The 16,778-nt window shown below is 46.1% G+C and carries 14 protein-coding genes; 6 read left to right on the top strand and 8 right to left on the bottom strand.

Going from position 1 to position 16,778, the window contains the following annotated elements; translation table 11 throughout:
* Positions 1 to 442 precede the first annotated feature (442 nt).
* Positions 443 to 853 carry an ASCH domain-containing protein gene (locus tag LVQ79_RS06705; RefSeq protein ID WP_232864356.1) on the bottom strand — a complete coding sequence of 137 codons (411 nt, stop codon included), beginning with the start codon at positions 851 to 853 and terminating at the stop codon, positions 443 to 445.
* Positions 854 to 959: 106 nt separating this feature from the next.
* Positions 960 to 1,895, bottom strand: a complete 936-nt coding sequence (locus LVQ79_RS06700) for a LysR family transcriptional regulator (RefSeq protein WP_232864355.1) — start codon at positions 1,893 to 1,895, stop codon at positions 960 to 962.
* 98 nt (positions 1,896 to 1,993) lie between these two features.
* Between LVQ79_RS06700 and LVQ79_RS06695 the strand changes: the two genes are divergently transcribed.
* Both LVQ79_RS06695 and LVQ79_RS06690 read left to right on the top strand, forming a co-directional pair.
* Positions 1,994 to 2,428, top strand: coding sequence for a DMT family transporter (locus tag LVQ79_RS06695; protein WP_232864354.1), 435 nt, complete (start codon positions 1,994 to 1,996; stop codon positions 2,426 to 2,428).
* 9 nt (positions 2,429 to 2,437) lie between these two features.
* Positions 2,438 to 2,911 (top strand): DMT family transporter, encoded by a 474-nt coding sequence (locus tag LVQ79_RS06690; RefSeq protein ID WP_232864353.1) that lies wholly within the window; start codon positions 2,438 to 2,440, stop codon positions 2,909 to 2,911.
* 114 nt (positions 2,912 to 3,025) lie between these two features.
* On the opposite strand, the gene LVQ79_RS06685 is transcribed toward LVQ79_RS06690, so the two are convergent.
* Entirely contained in the window at positions 3,026 to 4,480 is a 1,455-nt protein-coding gene (locus LVQ79_RS06685; RefSeq protein WP_232864352.1) for an APC family permease, read from the bottom strand.
* A 563-nt stretch (positions 4,481 to 5,043) separates the two neighbouring features.
* Here LVQ79_RS06685 and LVQ79_RS06680 point away from each other — a divergent pair.
* The 4 genes from LVQ79_RS06680 (at position 5,044) to LVQ79_RS06665 (ending at position 11,540) form a co-directional block, all read left to right on the top strand.
* Positions 5,044 to 7,110, top strand: coding sequence for an EAL domain-containing protein (locus tag LVQ79_RS06680; protein ID WP_232864351.1), 2,067 nt, complete (start codon positions 5,044 to 5,046; stop codon positions 7,108 to 7,110).
* A 359-nt stretch (positions 7,111 to 7,469) separates the two neighbouring features.
* Complete coding sequence (locus LVQ79_RS06675) at positions 7,470 to 9,692, top strand: EAL domain-containing protein (RefSeq protein ID WP_232864350.1); 2,223 nt, start codon at positions 7,470 to 7,472, stop codon at positions 9,690 to 9,692.
* A complete protein-coding gene (locus LVQ79_RS06670; RefSeq protein WP_232864349.1) occupies positions 9,680 to 10,597 on the top strand; it encodes an amino acid ABC transporter substrate-binding protein in 918 nt (305 codons plus the stop codon). The genes LVQ79_RS06675 and LVQ79_RS06670 overlap by 13 nt, the downstream gene beginning before the upstream one ends.
* 55 nt (positions 10,598 to 10,652) lie before the next feature.
* Positions 10,653 to 11,540, top strand: coding sequence for a transporter substrate-binding domain-containing protein (locus LVQ79_RS06665; protein ID WP_232864348.1), 888 nt, complete (start codon positions 10,653 to 10,655; stop codon positions 11,538 to 11,540).
* 79 nt (positions 11,541 to 11,619) lie between these two features.
* Here LVQ79_RS06665 and LVQ79_RS06660 read toward each other — a convergent pair whose 3' ends face one another.
* The 5 genes from LVQ79_RS06660 to LVQ79_RS06640 all read right to left on the bottom strand — a co-directional run bounded on the left by LVQ79_RS06660 (position 11,620) and on the right by LVQ79_RS06640 (position 16,761).
* Positions 11,620 to 11,934: a hypothetical protein gene (locus LVQ79_RS06660; RefSeq protein ID WP_151995639.1), complete on the bottom strand. Its 315-nt coding sequence runs from the start codon at positions 11,932 to 11,934 to the stop codon at positions 11,620 to 11,622.
* Positions 11,935 to 12,109: 175 nt separating this feature from the next.
* Positions 12,110 to 13,417 carry a histidinol dehydrogenase gene (hisD, locus tag LVQ79_RS06655; protein ID WP_232864347.1) on the bottom strand — a complete coding sequence of 436 codons (1,308 nt, stop codon included), beginning with the start codon at positions 13,415 to 13,417 and terminating at the stop codon, positions 12,110 to 12,112.
* A gap of 3 nt (positions 13,418 to 13,420) precedes the next feature.
* A complete protein-coding gene (locus LVQ79_RS06650; protein ID WP_232864346.1) occupies positions 13,421 to 14,560 on the bottom strand; it encodes a nuclear transport factor 2 family protein in 1,140 nt (379 codons plus the stop codon).
* Between the two features lie 162 nt (positions 14,561 to 14,722).
* Entirely contained in the window at positions 14,723 to 15,694 is a 972-nt protein-coding gene (locus tag LVQ79_RS06645) for a nuclear transport factor 2 family protein (protein ID WP_232864345.1), read from the bottom strand.
* Complete coding sequence (locus LVQ79_RS06640) at positions 15,691 to 16,761, bottom strand: LacI family DNA-binding transcriptional regulator (protein WP_232864344.1); 1,071 nt, start codon at positions 16,759 to 16,761, stop codon at positions 15,691 to 15,693. Before LVQ79_RS06640 ends, LVQ79_RS06645 begins: the two co-directional genes overlap by 4 nt.
* Between the last annotated feature and the right edge of the window lie 17 nt (positions 16,762 to 16,778).

Raw genomic sequence — 16,778 nt, 5'->3', positions numbered from 1 at the left:
AAGCGGTTAACTGGGTAGACATAGGGTGAGGTTACAAGGGAAGACATAACCGCATATCATTATGATATATATGATTATATTATCTTATAATCGAACATCCTCGGCCTGAAGAAAGACCATAGCCTCACCCCGATTCAGCCCCAGTTTAATAATAACCATAAATAAGTAAGGATATTGATCGCCTACTGATTCTAAGTGAAAAAAGCGCAGATAATGGAGGTAAATTTTATTCTGCTTTAATTTTATTAAGAGCAGAGAAAATGAGAAACCGCTGGTATAGCTCAGCCTTAAACCTTATTGAAAACATGGTTAAAACTATAGAAGCATGCAAACCTTTCTTCACTTGATGGTTGAGAAATGCTGCAGGTAATAAAGTGTGAGCTAGAAAAAGTGAGCTAACAGCTGCTATTTTAAATGCAGATGAACCTTAGTCTCACTCAAATTACAGAACTTCAATCAGCTTAAACTCTTCGGCAACAAGTTCCATATCATCTGAATAACAGCCTTCCCGAGTGAAAAACGCTTTATGCTCACTCCTCCAATATTCAAGGCTCAAATCACCCTCACCTTCTTTTCTGGCAAATTCTTCAGTCATGTCAGAAAAACATATCAGGCTCATCGATATAGTTCTGATAACACATACCGGAGCACCTTCTCCATTGAGAATAATATTATAACTGCCTATTTTTGAGGAGGGTTCTTCTGCCCAAAAAGAGGCAAGAGAGCCGCATGATGCAGTTTTAATTCCTTTCAAGACTAAGTCGGCAAGCTCGTTTGCCATTTCAGGATTATCCCCAAAGGACCACGCCTGAGCTCCCGGATATTTCGTCTTCAATTCTTCAATCACACTCATTATAAGGCCCCTTACCAGATTCAGTTAATTCAGGTTTTCATAACCCGGTTATTGCTCGTTTCTCTATCCACATAGGGAACTATATCCCAACTCTGGTCGCTAAGTTTCAATCAAACTGCCAGTAAAGCGGTGTGCCGTAAACTTCGACGAAATAATCAATGACTGCCCGTACATTTAGCGGAGGATGGCGTGCGTTGGGATATATAGCAGCGATATGCTGCGGCTCGGTATTGATCGCGGCCTCAAATCCCTCCATCAATCTGACGAGATCACCTTTTTTAAGACTGTCACCAATCAGCCAGTCAGGAAACAGCACCATTCCCATGCCGCTAAGTGCGCTGGTAAGAAGAGATTCGGCATTGTTGGAGGTGAGTAATCCAGTAATGGGATAGTGGGTCCAGGAGCCAGCTGGATCCCTGAATAACCAGCGATTTGGACCCGATGATCCTCTGTAAACCAGGCATTTATGGTTATTCAGTTGGGCTGGAAATTCCGGTTTTCCAAATTTTTTAATATAGCCGGGAGAGGCAACCAGATGATAACGCTGAGCTCCAAATATGCGCGCGTGGAAAGAAGAGTCCGTCAGCGTGCCAATTCTGAAAATAACATCTGAGGCATCCCTGTGCGGGTCGATGTAATCATCAGTCTGCGTCAGTTCAATCAGCAATCGGGGATAGCGAGCTGAAAGTTCGCTAAGCCAGGGGGCAATATGGCGCTGGCCGAAAAATACAGGCGCATTAATCCTTATCAGCCCTGCAGGCTCAATGGCTCTATCCTGCATCTCTTTACGAGCTTCGCTCATTTGCTCAGTCATGGTACGGGCATAGCTAATAAATAACCGTCCAGCCTCAGTGGGAATAACTGCTCGGGTATTTCGATAAAAAAGCTGCTGACCAAGTGCGTCCTCCAGTTGAAGGATGACGCGTGAAATCATTGATACGGAGACCCCTTCACGCCGAGCTACGACTGAAAAGCTTTGAGCATCAAAAACACCGATAAAAAATAACAGTGTGCGAAAATTTATCGTGCCTGGATCGTACATTATCTCAACTTCTGCAAAGGTGTTTCCTGGATTATACCGTTTTTCATTACACATCACTGCTATAGGATTCTCCACCTCAACCACTGGAGACTGTTTTAATGCAGCTTATATTTATATTGCTCGTCGTTGCAGGCGGGATGGGACTATCCGTAGAAGCCGGATTATTAGGACCACTGGGCAGCGAAGTCGGAGACTTATGGGCAACGTTCAGTATTTTCGGAGTCGGTGCTGCGCTGACATTCTTGTTAATGCTGTTCTTTAGTCCACGAAACAGCCCTTCCTTCTTTGCCCAACCATCATGGACTCTGCTGGGCGGCATTCTGGGCCCTGTTTACGTCGTGATCCTTACCGTTGCCGTTCCAAGTATTGGAATTGCGATGACCATGATTGGTATTTTGGCAGGACAGGTCTCCAAAAGTCTGGTCATTGACCATTACGGGCTGTTTGGTTCTTCTCATCGGAAAATTGACAGTAAGCGTCTTATCGCGCTGATTTTTATTGTTGCGGCCCTATTCCTCATGGCAAAAGGCTGAGGTGAACTCGTGAATATATTAATGATCATTCTGGCTGTCGTTGGCGGTGCGTTTCTTAGCATGCAGGCTGCAATTAATGGCAAGTTGGGTAGCAACGTTGGAGTATTTCGCAGTGCATTTCTGACTTTCTCGGTTGGCGCACTGGTGACCGCTCTGCTCATTTTCTTCTTCGAACCCAGGCATGCTGTGAGCTTACTGGATGTGCCGAAATGGCAATTGCTTGGCGCACTTTGTGGCGTTCCTTACATTGTCATTATGGTTCTGGCTGTTCAGCGAATTGGAGCGGCGGTTGCGACTGTTGCGGTCATCTTTGGCCAACTGGCAATGAGCATGCTCATTGATAATTTTGGCTGGTTAGGAAACGTTGCGATTCATTTTTCTGTGACACGCCTTGGTGCAGTGGTCTGCCTCGGAATAGCGCTTTTCTTTATTTACTCCAGTAATAAAACCAATGCTACGCCCGTCGAAAACATCGCCAACTAAATGATACCTATCGGCAGGTCCATTACATTGAAATAACAGGATCTAAGATTTAGGCGGTCACCACAAAGCCCTAATCGGCTTGTGGTGACCGCAGATTAACACTGCATCAGGATATTAACTGCTCCGCACGGCTGGCGTCTGCCCTCGGGTATGCCGCCTTGCCAGCAAAGGGAAAATGAACCCTAGCCCAACCAGCACTATTGGTGTGGCAATGTTAAGTGACAGCTGGAAAATCCACTCAGGCGTAAAGGCATCCAGCTTTTTCGGGAAAATCCCCGTCAGGCAGGCGAAAGCTGTAAAAGCAAAACACCAGATACCCACCGTGAGTGCCAGCTTGCGATTTCGGATAAAAACATACTCTGGTGAGTATTTCTCAGCGAGGCGCAGTACCGCAATAAAGGCCACAAAGACCCACAAATAACGCAATGGCATAACCACGGAGTTCAGATTCAGTAGCCATTTATACAAGTCGTTCATATCCCCGATACCCAGCGTTGGCAGCATTATCAAAATAGCCACCAGCACCAGCGTCATCAGATAGCCATTCACAGGCGTACCCGCATCATTTGTCCGGCATAGTTTCTGAGGAATATAGCGGGAGTCAGCATCGCCCAGTAATACTTTCAGCGGCGCATCAATGGAGAAGACCAGGGCAGCAATTTGTCCAAGCGTGTTAGCCACCGCGTAGATAACCATTAACCAATTCCCCATATGGTAATACCCACCCAGTTTCTGGAAGGCGTAATACTGGCCATTCGTCATCAGGTCATCGGGAATATTATTCGAATCAAACATCATCCCCATCGCCAAAGAGCCAAGGATCGCGCAGACGGCAACCATCACGGCTAGTATTAGCATTCCACGGGGAAACTCACGGCCCGGGTTGCGGGTACTGTTGACATAAGGAGAGATTTTTTCAGCGCCACCGACAGCAAACACCAGCATCGAAATGGTTGTGATATAGGTGAAATCAATATGAGGGATGAATGTCTCCCACGTGATATTCGTCGTGGCAATATGCACCTCTGTGATGGCGGGGGCGGTTACTGCCATCACAACATACAGTAACGACATGACAAACATGGCGATACCGGCAACCGATCCCACTATCTTCAGTGATTTCATCCCTCGGGAGGCCACCCACATAAACAGGACAAACAGCGCAAGCGTAATCCCCTGCAAGGCAACCACACTGTATTCTTTGATTAGCGAACCATCGCCGTTAATGGCCCACCCAAGGGCTATCAAAATTGCCTGTGGTTTTTGCGCAAGATATGGAACATGCACCACCCAGTAAGTCCATGCAGCCAGATAAGCGAGGCCTGGGCCCATGGTGTGTTTGATCCAGGTGCTGACTCCTCCTTTACCATCTTTAAATGTTGCTCCCAGTTGCCCAACAATCAGCGCGTAGGGAATAAAGTAAAGTGCAAAAATAAACACCCAGGAAAAAATAACGACCAGCCCCTGGTTGGCATAGTTATTGACAACATTGCCAAACCCCCAGACGGTAATAAACGACATCAGCGCGATGTTGTACCACCGCAACTGTTTTTGCTCAGACTGTGCCATAAACGATATCCCTTAACTGTATATTTATTATTACTTGCGGTAATTTATTAATTGGGGGGAATTATGCACATTAGTAGCAGGGACAATATAACTATATCGTGTAAAAGTTCGGCTCTCCGCACAATATATTTCTGTATCAGTGTTTGAAACAGCCCAAAAGCATAGAGGAACCACCATCAGGCCCAGTCTTTGCGGTTTTTGTTCATTTTGATGCCATGGATTGTGGGATTGACAGAAGTATTAACTTATTTAACATATTGGTAAAAAACACAAAACATTAAATCAATTTACTTCACATCACGACCGACATCAAAATATATAAATTTGTCAGTAATTTTGTTACCAAACCCACCTATAAATAAATCACCAATAAATAAATGTATATTTCTGGACAGTAAATACATCAGGTCAGATGACTGCTTAAACAATGTAATATTTTGAGAATAGCTACTCATTTAATTAGCATCAGTAATAAAATTCAATATCGCCACTTTTCATATGGTGATATAGTAGCTTTTAACATCGCAACAACAATAACATATGAACCCACAATTAAGTAACGAATGAACTACAACTTAACTAAAAGAAACGCGATTAGCATATTCCACAAAATAAAACTAAACTTCATTAACAATCGTATTTCACAGGCAGTGCTGAGTTCTACTATGGCGATTATGCCATTTTCCGTGTTACGCGGATTAGTTATTGTTGCAGGCACGTTATGTCTGAATGTTCACTGGGTAAAAATTTCGACTTGGTTAGAAAACCTACAGCAAAGTATGCTTGTTTTTCTCCCAATACTTTTAAATATCATTTTTTCTCTGCAATGGGCTGTCAGATATCGTTTATCTATCATGCTCAGCATCTCTCTTAGCTTAACGGTTTTACTTGGTATTACCGGCCTTGAACATAATAATGAAACTAACTTTTTTATTGGTGTAAGCCTGCCAGTTGCTCTGCTGGCTGCAATCTTTACCAATTTAATTTTAGAAAAGAACATTAAACTGTTCCGCACCAATAGAATAAAATTCAACTGGCCTTCCGTAAAAATACTATTAATATTTTTCAGTAAATTGCTTGGTTTGGTTCTGATTGGTCATCTCATTTTGCATGCCAGTGATTGGCTTACTCAGGACATTTCCGACGTAATATACCCTGACAATTTCACCCATGGACTACTTTATGAGCTAGTGCGAGAAGCCACCTGGTTCTTTGGCGTACATGGCTATTATATTTTCCAGGATATCGGCTTCAGGTTCATGAATGAAACGATATCTAATATGGATGCGTGGAAAGCTGGCCACGATTCATTAAATATATTAAGTGTTCCCTTTTATGAGACCTGGTGCGCATCAGGTGGCAGCGGAGGCACACTTAGTCTCTTGATTTGCTTACTCATTAGCCGTAACCCATCAAATAGACATTTGATCAATGTCTCTTTGCCGCTAGCCATTTTCAATATCAATGAGCCACTCATCTTTGGTGTACCGGTAGTACTGAATCCGGTGATGTTTATCCCTTTTCTAATGACGCCTGCAGTGGATTACATCATTGCCTACTACGCCACCCTTTGGCACATTATCCCCCCTCTTCAGCAAATGGTAGGTTGGGCAACACCGGCCATCATTAACGCCTGGTTGGGTACAAATGGAGCAATAAGCGCTGTGTTGTTCCAGGTATTTTTAATTTTTACCGGTATTGGAATTTACTGGCCTTTCCTGCGCTATATGGAAAAACGTGACTATAAAGAGATCACTCTGCCTTGTGGCAACACAAGTTTTGTTCCATTGAAAGGAAACCAGTTTCAATTACCTGTACCAGGCCATAGCGAAGTTGAATCACCGCATCATTATCTTTCTGAAGTAAATGAGTATATTGACGCCAGACGTAATATTAACGATCTGCAAAGTAGTGGTAATTTCGTACTGTGGTATCAGCCGCAAATAACGGTTGATAGCCAGAAAATTGTAGCAATGGAAGTGTTACTTCGTCATCAAGGTGATGATGGAAAAATAACACCACCGTACTTTTTAAAATATTATGAACGAATTGGTATGATGCCAGAGGTCGATTTTTGGGTATTGGAGAATGCTGTAGAAGCCATTCATCATGAACTCTCTCGCTTTCCTGGCATGACGCTTTCGGTAAATATTTCACCACAAACTTTACTTGATCCAAATTTCCTAAGTCTGGTGAGTAAGCTACTACGTAATCCATTACCATCAGGCTGGAAGTTAGAGATGGAGATTACCGAATCGCAAAAGGTTAAAGAACCTGAGCAAGTTATAGAGGTTCTCGCTGAACTACGGCAATATGGCATTAAAATCGCTCTTGATGATTTTGGCTCAGGCTATTCCACGCTCTCGTATTTAACACAATATGAGCTGGATAAAATCAAACTAGACCGTACGCTTGTGCTCGGGTTAGCACGTGAAGGTGGTGAAGAATTTCTCCATCACGTTGTGCAACTTTGCAAAAGTTCCGGCAGCCTGGTATTGATTGAGGGTGTGGAAACAGAGAAAGAACATCAAATAGTTAAGAACTGTGGTATCCATTTGGCACAAGGCTTTCTGTTTCATCGGCCACAACCTATGAACAATCTATGCAAACTTTTAGAAGTTGATACTTAACGATACTCATAATCCATAATGGATATTATTATTTGCAATAAATCTATTTTTTTTGGATATTTAGCTTGTTATGAGAAGATCAAAACATATGTACGTAATCTTGCATATGTTAATATTTATCGTTGACGCATTAATTAGCCATCCCTATACTCTTGACCTTGCAATTAAAGTATACCCTGCCCTATGAACATGTTTTCTTAACAGCATGACTCATCGGCAAAAATACACCGTGCAATAACATTATACAAATAAAGCATTAACAAATATCGTCATATAAACAACAAAGATAATAATAGTTTATATTTTAAGATCTCTCTTGAGCCTTCTTTAGTCGCTTACAAAAGAGTACAAATAGAAAAATGGTAGATAAAGAGCTGGTTCAACATGAGGTTGCGCCTCCCTGTAAAAAGGATTCCAACTTACGTGGGGAATATCGCTGGTATCATTCGATTACCGGGAAAGTTGCTATCTACCTTATGTTGGGGATTCTGATTGCCTATGGCGTTGGCTCTGGGGCAGGCCTTTTTGAGGTTAACCGAATATCTCATGAGCAATGGTTTAAACAAGCATCAACTAACTCGCAAATTACCAGTTATATCATCCGCAATATCTACACCTCAGTAACGGTAAAATCCAACCACGAAGGTCAGGTCATTTCCATCGAATCAGAACACCCACTCTGCGATGACGAAACGGTAATTCAGACAGGCTTCGATCCGGCCGATATGCTGACCCTGGTTTCAACACAAACACACAATCCGACGTGGCTATTGTTATACGATAAGAATAAAGGTTTTATCGACACTCAGGCAGCGCAAAAAATGACCGCCACTGATGGCACTGCAAACAGTGCGGCACTAGAGCAATATTACCGTGGCTTTGTCTCTATTGGTGGGAAAGAGTATTTCGTAGGCTCAATTCCCATCGTTAATCCTTCCGGCGAGTTGATCGGTGCTGTTGTCAGTAGCATTGGTGAGCGCAATGCCCTCTCGGCTACTCATAATAAGTTGTTGAAAAACACCTTGTTGATGCTGATTTTGATCCTGGGTATTACAGTTGTGGTCGTGAACTGGCTAGTGCGTAATCTTTTCCGTCCGGTTCCTCGACTTGTGCAAGCAGTGACTTTGATAGCTGATGAGCAAACGGACCAGCTCACCCCGTTCCAGAATCAAGAAGATGAGATAGGCGAACTGGCAAAAGCGATTGAAAAACTACGCGTGGCAATGGTTGACCGCGGTTATCTACAACGCATGCAAGAAATGGCGCAAAGGATGGAGTACATGGCACACCATGATTCTCTGACATTGCTACCAAATAGAGTTGCTTACCGAAACTCGATCGACGACAGATTATTAAGATTAAGAACTGAAGGCTGTATCTTCAACCTGCTATTGATCGATCTGGACAATTTCAAACCCGTAAATGATACCTACGGACACGTCGTAGGTGATGAACTGCTTTTAGAATCTGCTACACGCCTGTCAGCTCTAATTAATCAAAGCGATATGGCGATCCGCCTCGGTGGAGATGAATTTGCCATTCTTCAGCAGGTTAACAAAGACTCGATATCTGAAGCTGAGATACTTGCTCGAAAAGTTTTAGAGGCACTCAGCAAGCCGTTCTCCTGCAGTGGGCACGCTTTCTCTATCAGTTGTAGCATTGGGATTTCCTGTGCACCTCAACATGGTAACACCCGAGAAGATCTTTTCACTCATGCTGACCTTGCGCTCTATACGTCCAAAAGTTTCGGGCGAAATTGCTTCCATTTCTATTCTCACGGCATGACGATGAACCCATCTAATAACCTCCTCTTTAGCCAGGAAATTGAAGATGGCATCAGAAATAATGAGTTCTTTCTTCATTATCAAAAAACTATCAGCCTCGGAAATTGCGGCATTGAAGGCTACGAAGCTCTTGTTCGCTGGCAACATCCGAGTAGAGGCTTACTACAACCACACCACTTTATTTCTGTCTCTGAAGATATTGGGCTCATTGCCAGGTTAGGTGAATGGCTGATACGCAGCGCCTGTATGGACGCAGCTAACTGGCCAGCAGCAAAAATGGTTGCGGTGAATGTCTCTCCACATCAACTGCGTAGCCCAAGAATATTGGACATTATTCGCAACGCATTACAAGACAGTGGCCTGGACCCTGCGCGTCTGGAAATTGAAATTACAGGATCTGAGCAACTTGACCGCGAAGTCATCCTGCCGACACTAAATGCAATTCAGGCTCTGGGAGTGGGTATTGTTCTGGACGAATTTGGAACAGGTTTCGCCACGCTGGATTACCTGATTATCTTCCCATTCAGTCACATTAAAATTGCCCGCTCTCTTATTGATGTTCTCGACAAGTGTGAAGACAGTCAGATTTTGGTGGGGATGCTGGTTCGTTATGCACTACAGCGCGGATTGAAAGTCACCGCAAAAGGTGTTGAAACACAACAACAATATGAGTTTTTGACCTCCCTTAGTGAAGAAGAAATAACTGTTCAGGGATATTATTTTAGCCGGGCCGTAGAAAATGCCAGCGTTATGGCAGAGCTCGAACTGGAGAGAATGGAGAACACATGCAATTCATAACCACTCATTTATATCAGTCGCTTTTTTTTCTGGCTGTCACACTTCTACTCAGTATTGGTCTGCTGACCCCCTCCGATAGCCGAGCCGATGAGCTTTTATCACGCATCGCACAGACCAGGACTATTACACTTAGCTACCAGACTGATGTATTTCCTTTTTCATATGTTGAGGGCAATAAACCACAAGGCTTCTCCATTGAAATATGCAATCGACTGGTCGATATGCTTAAGCAGGAGCTAAATATTCCCGCCTTAAAAATTCATTGGGTACCTGTCTCCACGGCCACTCAATTTTTAACCATTGAGAATAAAACAATCGATATGGGATGCATTCCCACGGTCTACACAGTGGAACGCCAAAAATTAGTGACGTTCTCAGAGCCCTATTTTTTCTCGGCAACCCGCTATGTATCTCGTAAAGAAGATCATATTTCCGATATCAGCGAGCTCAATGGCCATACCGTGATGGTAAAAAGCGGTACCGTGTTTGTCCGACACATCCAGCAGGCCAATTCAGAGCATCAACTATCACTAAATATTGATCTTGGAACCGACAATGCTAAAGCGTTCTCCGACCTTGAAAGCGGACAAACACCTGCCATAGTCTCAAGCGACGTTCTGCTACTTGGGCAAATTGCACTTTCTGGGCATCCGCAGGCGTTTGCGATATCAGCAGATACCCTTAGTCCAAGATTGCCTATTGGTATGCCGATGCAAAAAGATAATGGCGATTTTACCGATGTGATTAATCGCTCCATGAAACGCCTGATGCTCAGTAAAGAGTTTACCAACATTTATAACAAATGGTTTTTTGAGTCCATCATGCCTCAGGGAATTACTCTCAACTGGCCAATACCACCTGAATTGAAACAGTCGATTTCTTCAACTGAACTTTATTCTTATTAACTACTCTTCGTCTTTTTTCCACCACGAAGATAACAAACAACCACAAAAAATATAAATGAAAAAGAAACACTTTCTTAACTACGTACTGAGTTTATTTTTAGTTTGTTATGCGGTTCTTTTAAAGGCAGAGACAAACATGTCGACGCTGGAAAGAATTTCCAATCATAAAGTGATTAATATTGGCTATCGTGATGCACCACCCTACTCTTATAAAACCAGTGATGGTCATGTAGTCGGTTATGTCATTGATTTATGCAAAGATGTAACCGAATCTTTGAAAAAAAACCTGCGCATTAAAGACTTGGTTGTTAATTATATTCCAACACCAGTTTCTATGCGTACCACAATGCTAAACCATAACATTATTGACATGGATTGCTCTGTTAATACTGATACAGTGAAGCGTGAAAGCGTTGTGCTATTTTCCCGACATTATCTGTCCGTTTATACACGCTTCGGTTCATTTGGTGGAAGTAATATTAATTCCAATACAGACTTAGCCGGTAGAACGGTCAGCGTGGTAAAAGGTACTACTGATTTAATCAATGTTAACAGCCTTAACCGCTTGCAGAAACTTAACATTATGGTTCTTACGCAACCCACTATGAAAGATTCATTTTCTGCAATGAGTAGCCATAAAAGTTATGCCACTGCAATGAATGAGGTATCCTTAAAACAACTCATTGAAAGCAGCGAAAATATGAAAGGATATCAGATATCTACATTGACATTAGGCCCGCCGCAAGACTTAGGCATAATGCTGCGACATAATGATATCGCGCTAAAACACATGGTTGATGAAAATCTTAATACACGCTTCAATCGTAGCGATTTCAAACAGTTTTATGAGCAATGGTTTAATAGTAAATTACCAGGGAAGAACATTAACCTACACCTTCCTCTTTCTGCTGAAATGTATCAATACATCACTAAAAAATCTTAACCGTATTTCAGCCAGCACAAAGATTTTCAGAAATAAAAAAGGGAGAAAGGTAACTTTCTCCCCACTGCTCTGATATTCATTACATCAGTTGAAGCAACATGCAGAAAGACATTCCGCACAAAACACCATATAACAAATTACTCTGGGCCGTTTTACGTACACGTTTTTGAGAATGGATGGTGACATCTTCCAGTCTTTTACGGACGTTGCGCGAAACCTGAGTATGGTGTGTTATGACATCTTTTGAACAGTGCCGGAACCTTGCGATATCATCCCTTATAAACTCATCGACAACGCCGTTGTTGGCTTTGAGTTCGCGGACAATTCCTTCAAGCATTTTTTCCATGCCTTTTACCCGCAGGACAACATCTTCTTCCATTTCCAGTGACAGCATAATCCAAATCCATGATTAATAATAACACTCTGGGGGTAATTCATTTACCACCCATCCCTTTCAGGATAATAATGTCGTTAAGAAACACCCTAAGCAAGATAATAAACATTAATAAAACTTAAGTTGAAAAATCTTCAGGTGAATTGCCGCTATATTGTTCACCTGAAAATAATGATTAATCACGCTCCCCGTTGGTTATTGCATCAATACTGTCAGGCAACAGACGAATTTCCGCCGCGCGGCGATGCGCCTGCATTCCTTCGGTACGGCTTTGACGAACGGCGGGCTGCGCCACCGCCGCGATACCGTGGTTGTCTATCCACTGGTGCGTGCAAATCTTCACATACGCGCCCACCCACAATCCGCCGGTATAGCGGGCCGCTGCCATGGTTGGCAACGTATGGTTGGTGCCGCAACATTTGTCGGAGAACACCACGCTGGCGTTTTGCCCGATAAACAGCGAGCCGTAATTGCGGATTTTGCTGGCCGTAGCATGTGGGTCGCGAGTGTGCACCTGCAAATGTTCGGTTGCCATGTGGTCGGCCCACGCGATCAGTTGCTCTTCATCGCGGCAAATAACAATTTCGCCCTGCCGCTTCCAGGCTTCACCTGCGGTTGCCGCCGTTGGCAAATTCATTAGCTGGCGTTCAATTTCTGCAAGCGTGGCGCGGGCGATTTGCGGGCTGGTGGTCGCCATGCCGACACGGGTATGTACATCATGCTCGGCCTGAGCCAGCAGGTCGGCGGCTAAAATGCGCGGATCGGCGCTGTCATCGGCAATCACATAAATCTCACTTGGCCCCGCCAGCGCGTCTATCCCCACTTTGCCAAACACCTGGCGTTTTGCTTCATTAACGAAGGCATTACCCGGCCCGACAACTTTATCCACTACCGGGATAGATTCCGTACCCCAGGCCATGGCGGCAATGGCCTGCGCCCCACCCACTTTAAAGATGCGATGTGCGCCCGCCAGGTGGCAAATGGCGATCATTGCCGGATGCGCGCCCGGTGGCAGGCAGGCAATAATTTCATCACAACCCGCGACCACCGCCGGGACGATGGACATCACCGGCGCGGATAAAATCGGGTAGCGCCCGCCTGGCACATAACAGCCCACCGTTTGAATCGGGATAATACGGTGCCCCAAATGCACGCCCGGCAGCGTTTCGATATCCAGCGGCTGCATGGTGGCCAGTTGCGCCTGCGCAAAATGCTTCACCTGGGCAATGGCAAACTCGCTGTCCTTGCGGGTTTGCGGGTCAAGCTCCGCCAGCGCGCTGGCGATTTCATGCTCTGAAACTTCAAATTTGTCCGGTGTGGTTTTATCAAATTTGGCCGAATAATCGCGCAGTGCGGCATCGCCACGTTCACGCACCTGGTCAATAATATTTTGCACCGTCTCGGTTAGCGTGCGGTCGGCCTGAACATCCTGCCCCTGCGGGCGTTTAATAAACTCAACATCAGCTTCAGAAATCGTGCCCATCTCTTATTCCTCCATTTGTCCCAGTTTGATTTGCGCCAGCAGTGCCAGGTGATCGTAAACCACCCATTCGTCGACGATTTTGCCGTTAACGATGTGGTAATGAGACATGCCCATCACGAACAAGCGTTCGCCAGTTGGTTTGCCCAATTCGCCATAACCAAGGTGATGGCCTTCCATAATCCAGCGCACCGCCACTTTGGTACCGCCTTCGTCGCAAGGGTTGGAACAGATATGCTGCGGCATCCAGGCGCCGTCCGGGATCATGCCAATCAGCGCCAGCGTCTGGTGGATCACTGCCGCCTGGCCGTACAGCTCTTTCATTAATGGGCCGTGCCACTGCACGTTTGGCGCATAAACGTCTTTGATTTTGCCGAGCATGCGGCGGTTATAAATTTCGTGCAGCCAGCGCAGACATTGCTCTTCGGTATCGGTATGAGCGATTGACACGTCGCATTCCATTTCCGGCGGGTATTGCCCCAACATGCGGCGGTTTTCACCGATGTCGGTCACGCGGAAGCCTTTATCGAACTGCTCTTTTGCCATGCCGTGCGCTATCACATCGGTATCAAGCCCTAACTGGCGCATCATCGCCATGTTGTCGCTGACCACCCATTCGCGGTAAATCTTGTTCTCGTGGATCATGCAGTCCGCGACGGTGCGGGTTACAAAGGTGCGGTTGGTCGGTTTGCCGAGATGGCTGTATTGCGTGTGGCGGCCCGTGCCGGTCACCAGGTGCGAGGTGTAAAAGCCGTCAACATCGTTACCATTCCAGATAACCTGCGTTGCCATGCCGCGGCGTTCCGGGAAGGCAATTAAACGCTGCAAGGTATCCTGCACCACTTGCTCGCGGTTATACATGGTGCCGAGTGCGTTATATAAAACGCAGTTGTGGGTGTAATGGGAATAAATTAAACCGACGTCGCGTTCATCCCATATTTTATGCGTGCAGCGCACGATGTAATCGACAATATCGGTATAACAATCATCAAAGCCACGTAATGATTGCACGCGTGGGCGTTTCTCCGGGACTAAATCAACAAAGTCTCGGCGTTCGACTTGTAATACAGGTTCATCGCGAGTGGGTTTGGTATTGCTTTTCTCTGAAGCTACTGGCGTTTTATTGGTTGTTTCAGTTGAAGACATATGACCTCCTGCGTTATTTGAATGCGCGACAGAATTTGTCAGCGCACATTATTCAGGGATAGGAATATCCCTCACCTGCAAATGGCGATAATCTTTATTTCTTTGCTTAGATATTTGGCGAGGAGATTATCCCCGCCACTATTAATGAGTAATCAATTGCAATTAATTAAAAATCTGTGACCAAATTGCTAATTCATCCACACCTAAATATTCACGAATAATTAAACCGTCGCGTAATTCCAGCTGGCTAATACCGGTAATAGAAACCGGGCGTCGTGTCGGCGTGCCGAATTTCCCATAACCGTCGTGCCAGGTTAAAAGCGACCAACGTAATGAAAGGCGTACCGGTTCGTTTGCATCGCGGCGCACCACCAAATGGTGCAGATGCGTTTCGCTATCGGCAAACGAGGCGCGATAGCCCGATAAAAACCCACCAATATCCTGCTCGCCTGTGCACAGCACATGCCCCGGCCCATGCAATGTGGCGGCAGGATGATAAAGCCCCGGCACCACGCCGCTGTTGCCGCCCGCCCACATCGACAAATAGCGTTCCACCAGCCCTGCTAATGGGCCGTCGACGTCATCACCTTCCGGGCCGCCAGCCCAACGGGCGTCCATCTCTTCGGCGCTGATATTTTCAAGCCCGGCTTCGCGGCGTGCATCCGCCAGCTGGCGGGCAAAATCACGCACTTCCACACCAGTTTGCAAAATGATGGCGGCGCGGTCTTGCAACAACCACTCCTGACGCACTGCGCCTTCTGCACAGACGCGGTCAGCCCAGGTACGCACCCAAATAGATTTGCCACTCGGTTTACCAAAGAACCCTTCGCCCTGATGCTGAATACAGGCCACTGTGCGTTGGGCGGCGTAATATTCCGACTGCGGCGAATGGGAGCAGAGAATATCTTCGGTCAATACCGTGCGCTGCGGGAAGCTGTGCATCGCTTCGAGCGTCAGGCGCATAAACTGCGACAGGTCATTGAGCTGTCTTTCCGGGGTGTTAAACACCACCGGCGTGGCGTAAAAATCCGCCAGTTGGCCGATATCTTTTTGCTCCCACACCACATGGGTCAGCGTCAAAATAAACTGCTGGATAGAGTCAAACTGAGGGCTAAAGCCCGGCAACCTGGTCATTCAACCTCCTGCGGCTGGAATAAAAACAGCCCATCTTTTTCGATAACGCCAGAGCGTGGACGCCTTGCGGAGTGTCGCACCACCAGCACGCCGGGAACCACAACCTGTTCCGGCTCAATGTTTTCACTTTCAATCTGTTTCATCAGCAGCGCTAACGTGGCGCTGACCATGGCATCTACGGGCTGCGACGCCGATGTCAGCGCATAAGATGGCCAGCCGGACGGGCCGGTATCGTCATAGCCAATGACCGAGAGATCTTCAGGAATGCGCAGGCCAAACTCAAAGCGGGCGACGTCCATAACGGTGAGCGCCATATGGTCGTTGGCGGCAAAAATGGCATCCGGTGGATTGGGCGATGAAAACAGTTCCCAGGCCGCTTTCGCCGTTATTTTGGCATCATAATCGCCCTGCACCACGCGCACATTCTGGATCCCATGGCGTTCTAACGTGCTGATAAATCCGTTCTGGCGCGCCACATTGACCGACGAATCGGAAAGCCCGGCGACGTAAGCAAAGCGCTGATGCTCGCCCGCCAGCAAGAATTCGGCAATCTGCCGCGCGGCGGCTTCGTTATCGGTATTCACGCTCGACGCCGTGGCATTTTCTTCGCTGCGGTTAAATAGCACCACCGGGATCCCGGCGGCGACACACTCTTCTGAAAGCTCAACCGAAAGCGATACCGAGGCCAGCACAATACCATCTACACGGTATTGCATGATTTGGTCAAAAATCCGGTCGACGTTACCGTCGCGGTCGCCCACAAACAGCAGCAAGTGGTAGTTCAGCTCATCGAGTTTCTGTGCCAGCGCTTCAAGCACCTGCGGGTAAAACTGGTTATCAAAATAGGACATCACCACGCCGACGATGCGCGAGCGAGCGGTGTTCAGTGAACGGGCGATGGCATTTGGCCGATAGCCCAACTCACGCGCCGCCTTCAGCACCTTTTCACGGGTGGCTGGCGAAATACTCGCCCCCGGAGTGAAGGTTCGCGATACCGCCGATTGTGACACCCCCGCCACTTGCGCCACCTGCTGCGAAGTCACGGGGCCAAAAGTCTTACGTTTCATGGTCTGGTATTCCTTGT

Source organism: Buttiauxella cochleicola, assembly GCF_021282405.1.
In the GTDB taxonomy this organism is placed as follows: Bacteria; Pseudomonadota; Gammaproteobacteria; order Enterobacterales; family Enterobacteriaceae; genus Buttiauxella; species Buttiauxella massiliensis.
The sequence above is the reverse complement of the archived record's forward strand: the minus strand, read 5'-3'. Positions and strand labels throughout refer to the sequence as shown.

Excerpts from the sequence above, each read along its gene's own strand:
- LVQ79_RS06705 (WP_232864356.1), bottom strand. The coding sequence starts at position 853 with ATGAGTGTGATTGAAGAATTGAAGACGAAATATCCGGGAGCTCAGGCG.
- LVQ79_RS06700 (WP_232864355.1), bottom strand. The coding sequence starts at position 1,895 with ATGTACGATCCAGGCACGATAAATTTTCGCACACTGTTATTTTTTATC.
- LVQ79_RS06695 (WP_232864354.1), top strand. The coding sequence starts at position 1,994 with ATGCAGCTTATATTTATATTGCTCGTCGTTGCAGGCGGGATGGGACTA.
- LVQ79_RS06685 (WP_232864352.1), bottom strand. The coding sequence starts at position 4,480 with ATGGCACAGTCTGAGCAAAAACAGTTGCGGTGGTACAACATCGCGCTG.
- LVQ79_RS06680 (WP_232864351.1), top strand. The coding sequence starts at position 5,044 with ATGAACTACAACTTAACTAAAAGAAACGCGATTAGCATATTCCACAAA.
- LVQ79_RS06675 (WP_232864350.1), top strand. The coding sequence starts at position 7,470 with ATGGTAGATAAAGAGCTGGTTCAACATGAGGTTGCGCCTCCCTGTAAA.
- LVQ79_RS06670 (WP_232864349.1), top strand. The coding sequence starts at position 9,680 with ATGCAATTCATAACCACTCATTTATATCAGTCGCTTTTTTTTCTGGCT.
- LVQ79_RS06665 (WP_232864348.1), top strand. The coding sequence starts at position 10,653 with ATGAAAAAGAAACACTTTCTTAACTACGTACTGAGTTTATTTTTAGTT.
- LVQ79_RS06660 (WP_151995639.1), bottom strand. The coding sequence starts at position 11,934 with ATGCTGTCACTGGAAATGGAAGAAGATGTTGTCCTGCGGGTAAAAGGC.
- hisD (WP_232864347.1), bottom strand. The coding sequence starts at position 13,417 with ATGGGCACGATTTCTGAAGCTGATGTTGAGTTTATTAAACGCCCGCAG.
- LVQ79_RS06650 (WP_232864346.1), bottom strand. The coding sequence starts at position 14,560 with ATGTCTTCAACTGAAACAACCAATAAAACGCCAGTAGCTTCAGAGAAA.
- LVQ79_RS06645 (WP_232864345.1), bottom strand. The coding sequence starts at position 15,694 with ATGACCAGGTTGCCGGGCTTTAGCCCTCAGTTTGACTCTATCCAGCAG.
- LVQ79_RS06640 (WP_232864344.1), bottom strand. The coding sequence starts at position 16,761 with ATGAAACGTAAGACTTTTGGCCCCGTGACTTCGCAGCAGGTGGCGCAA.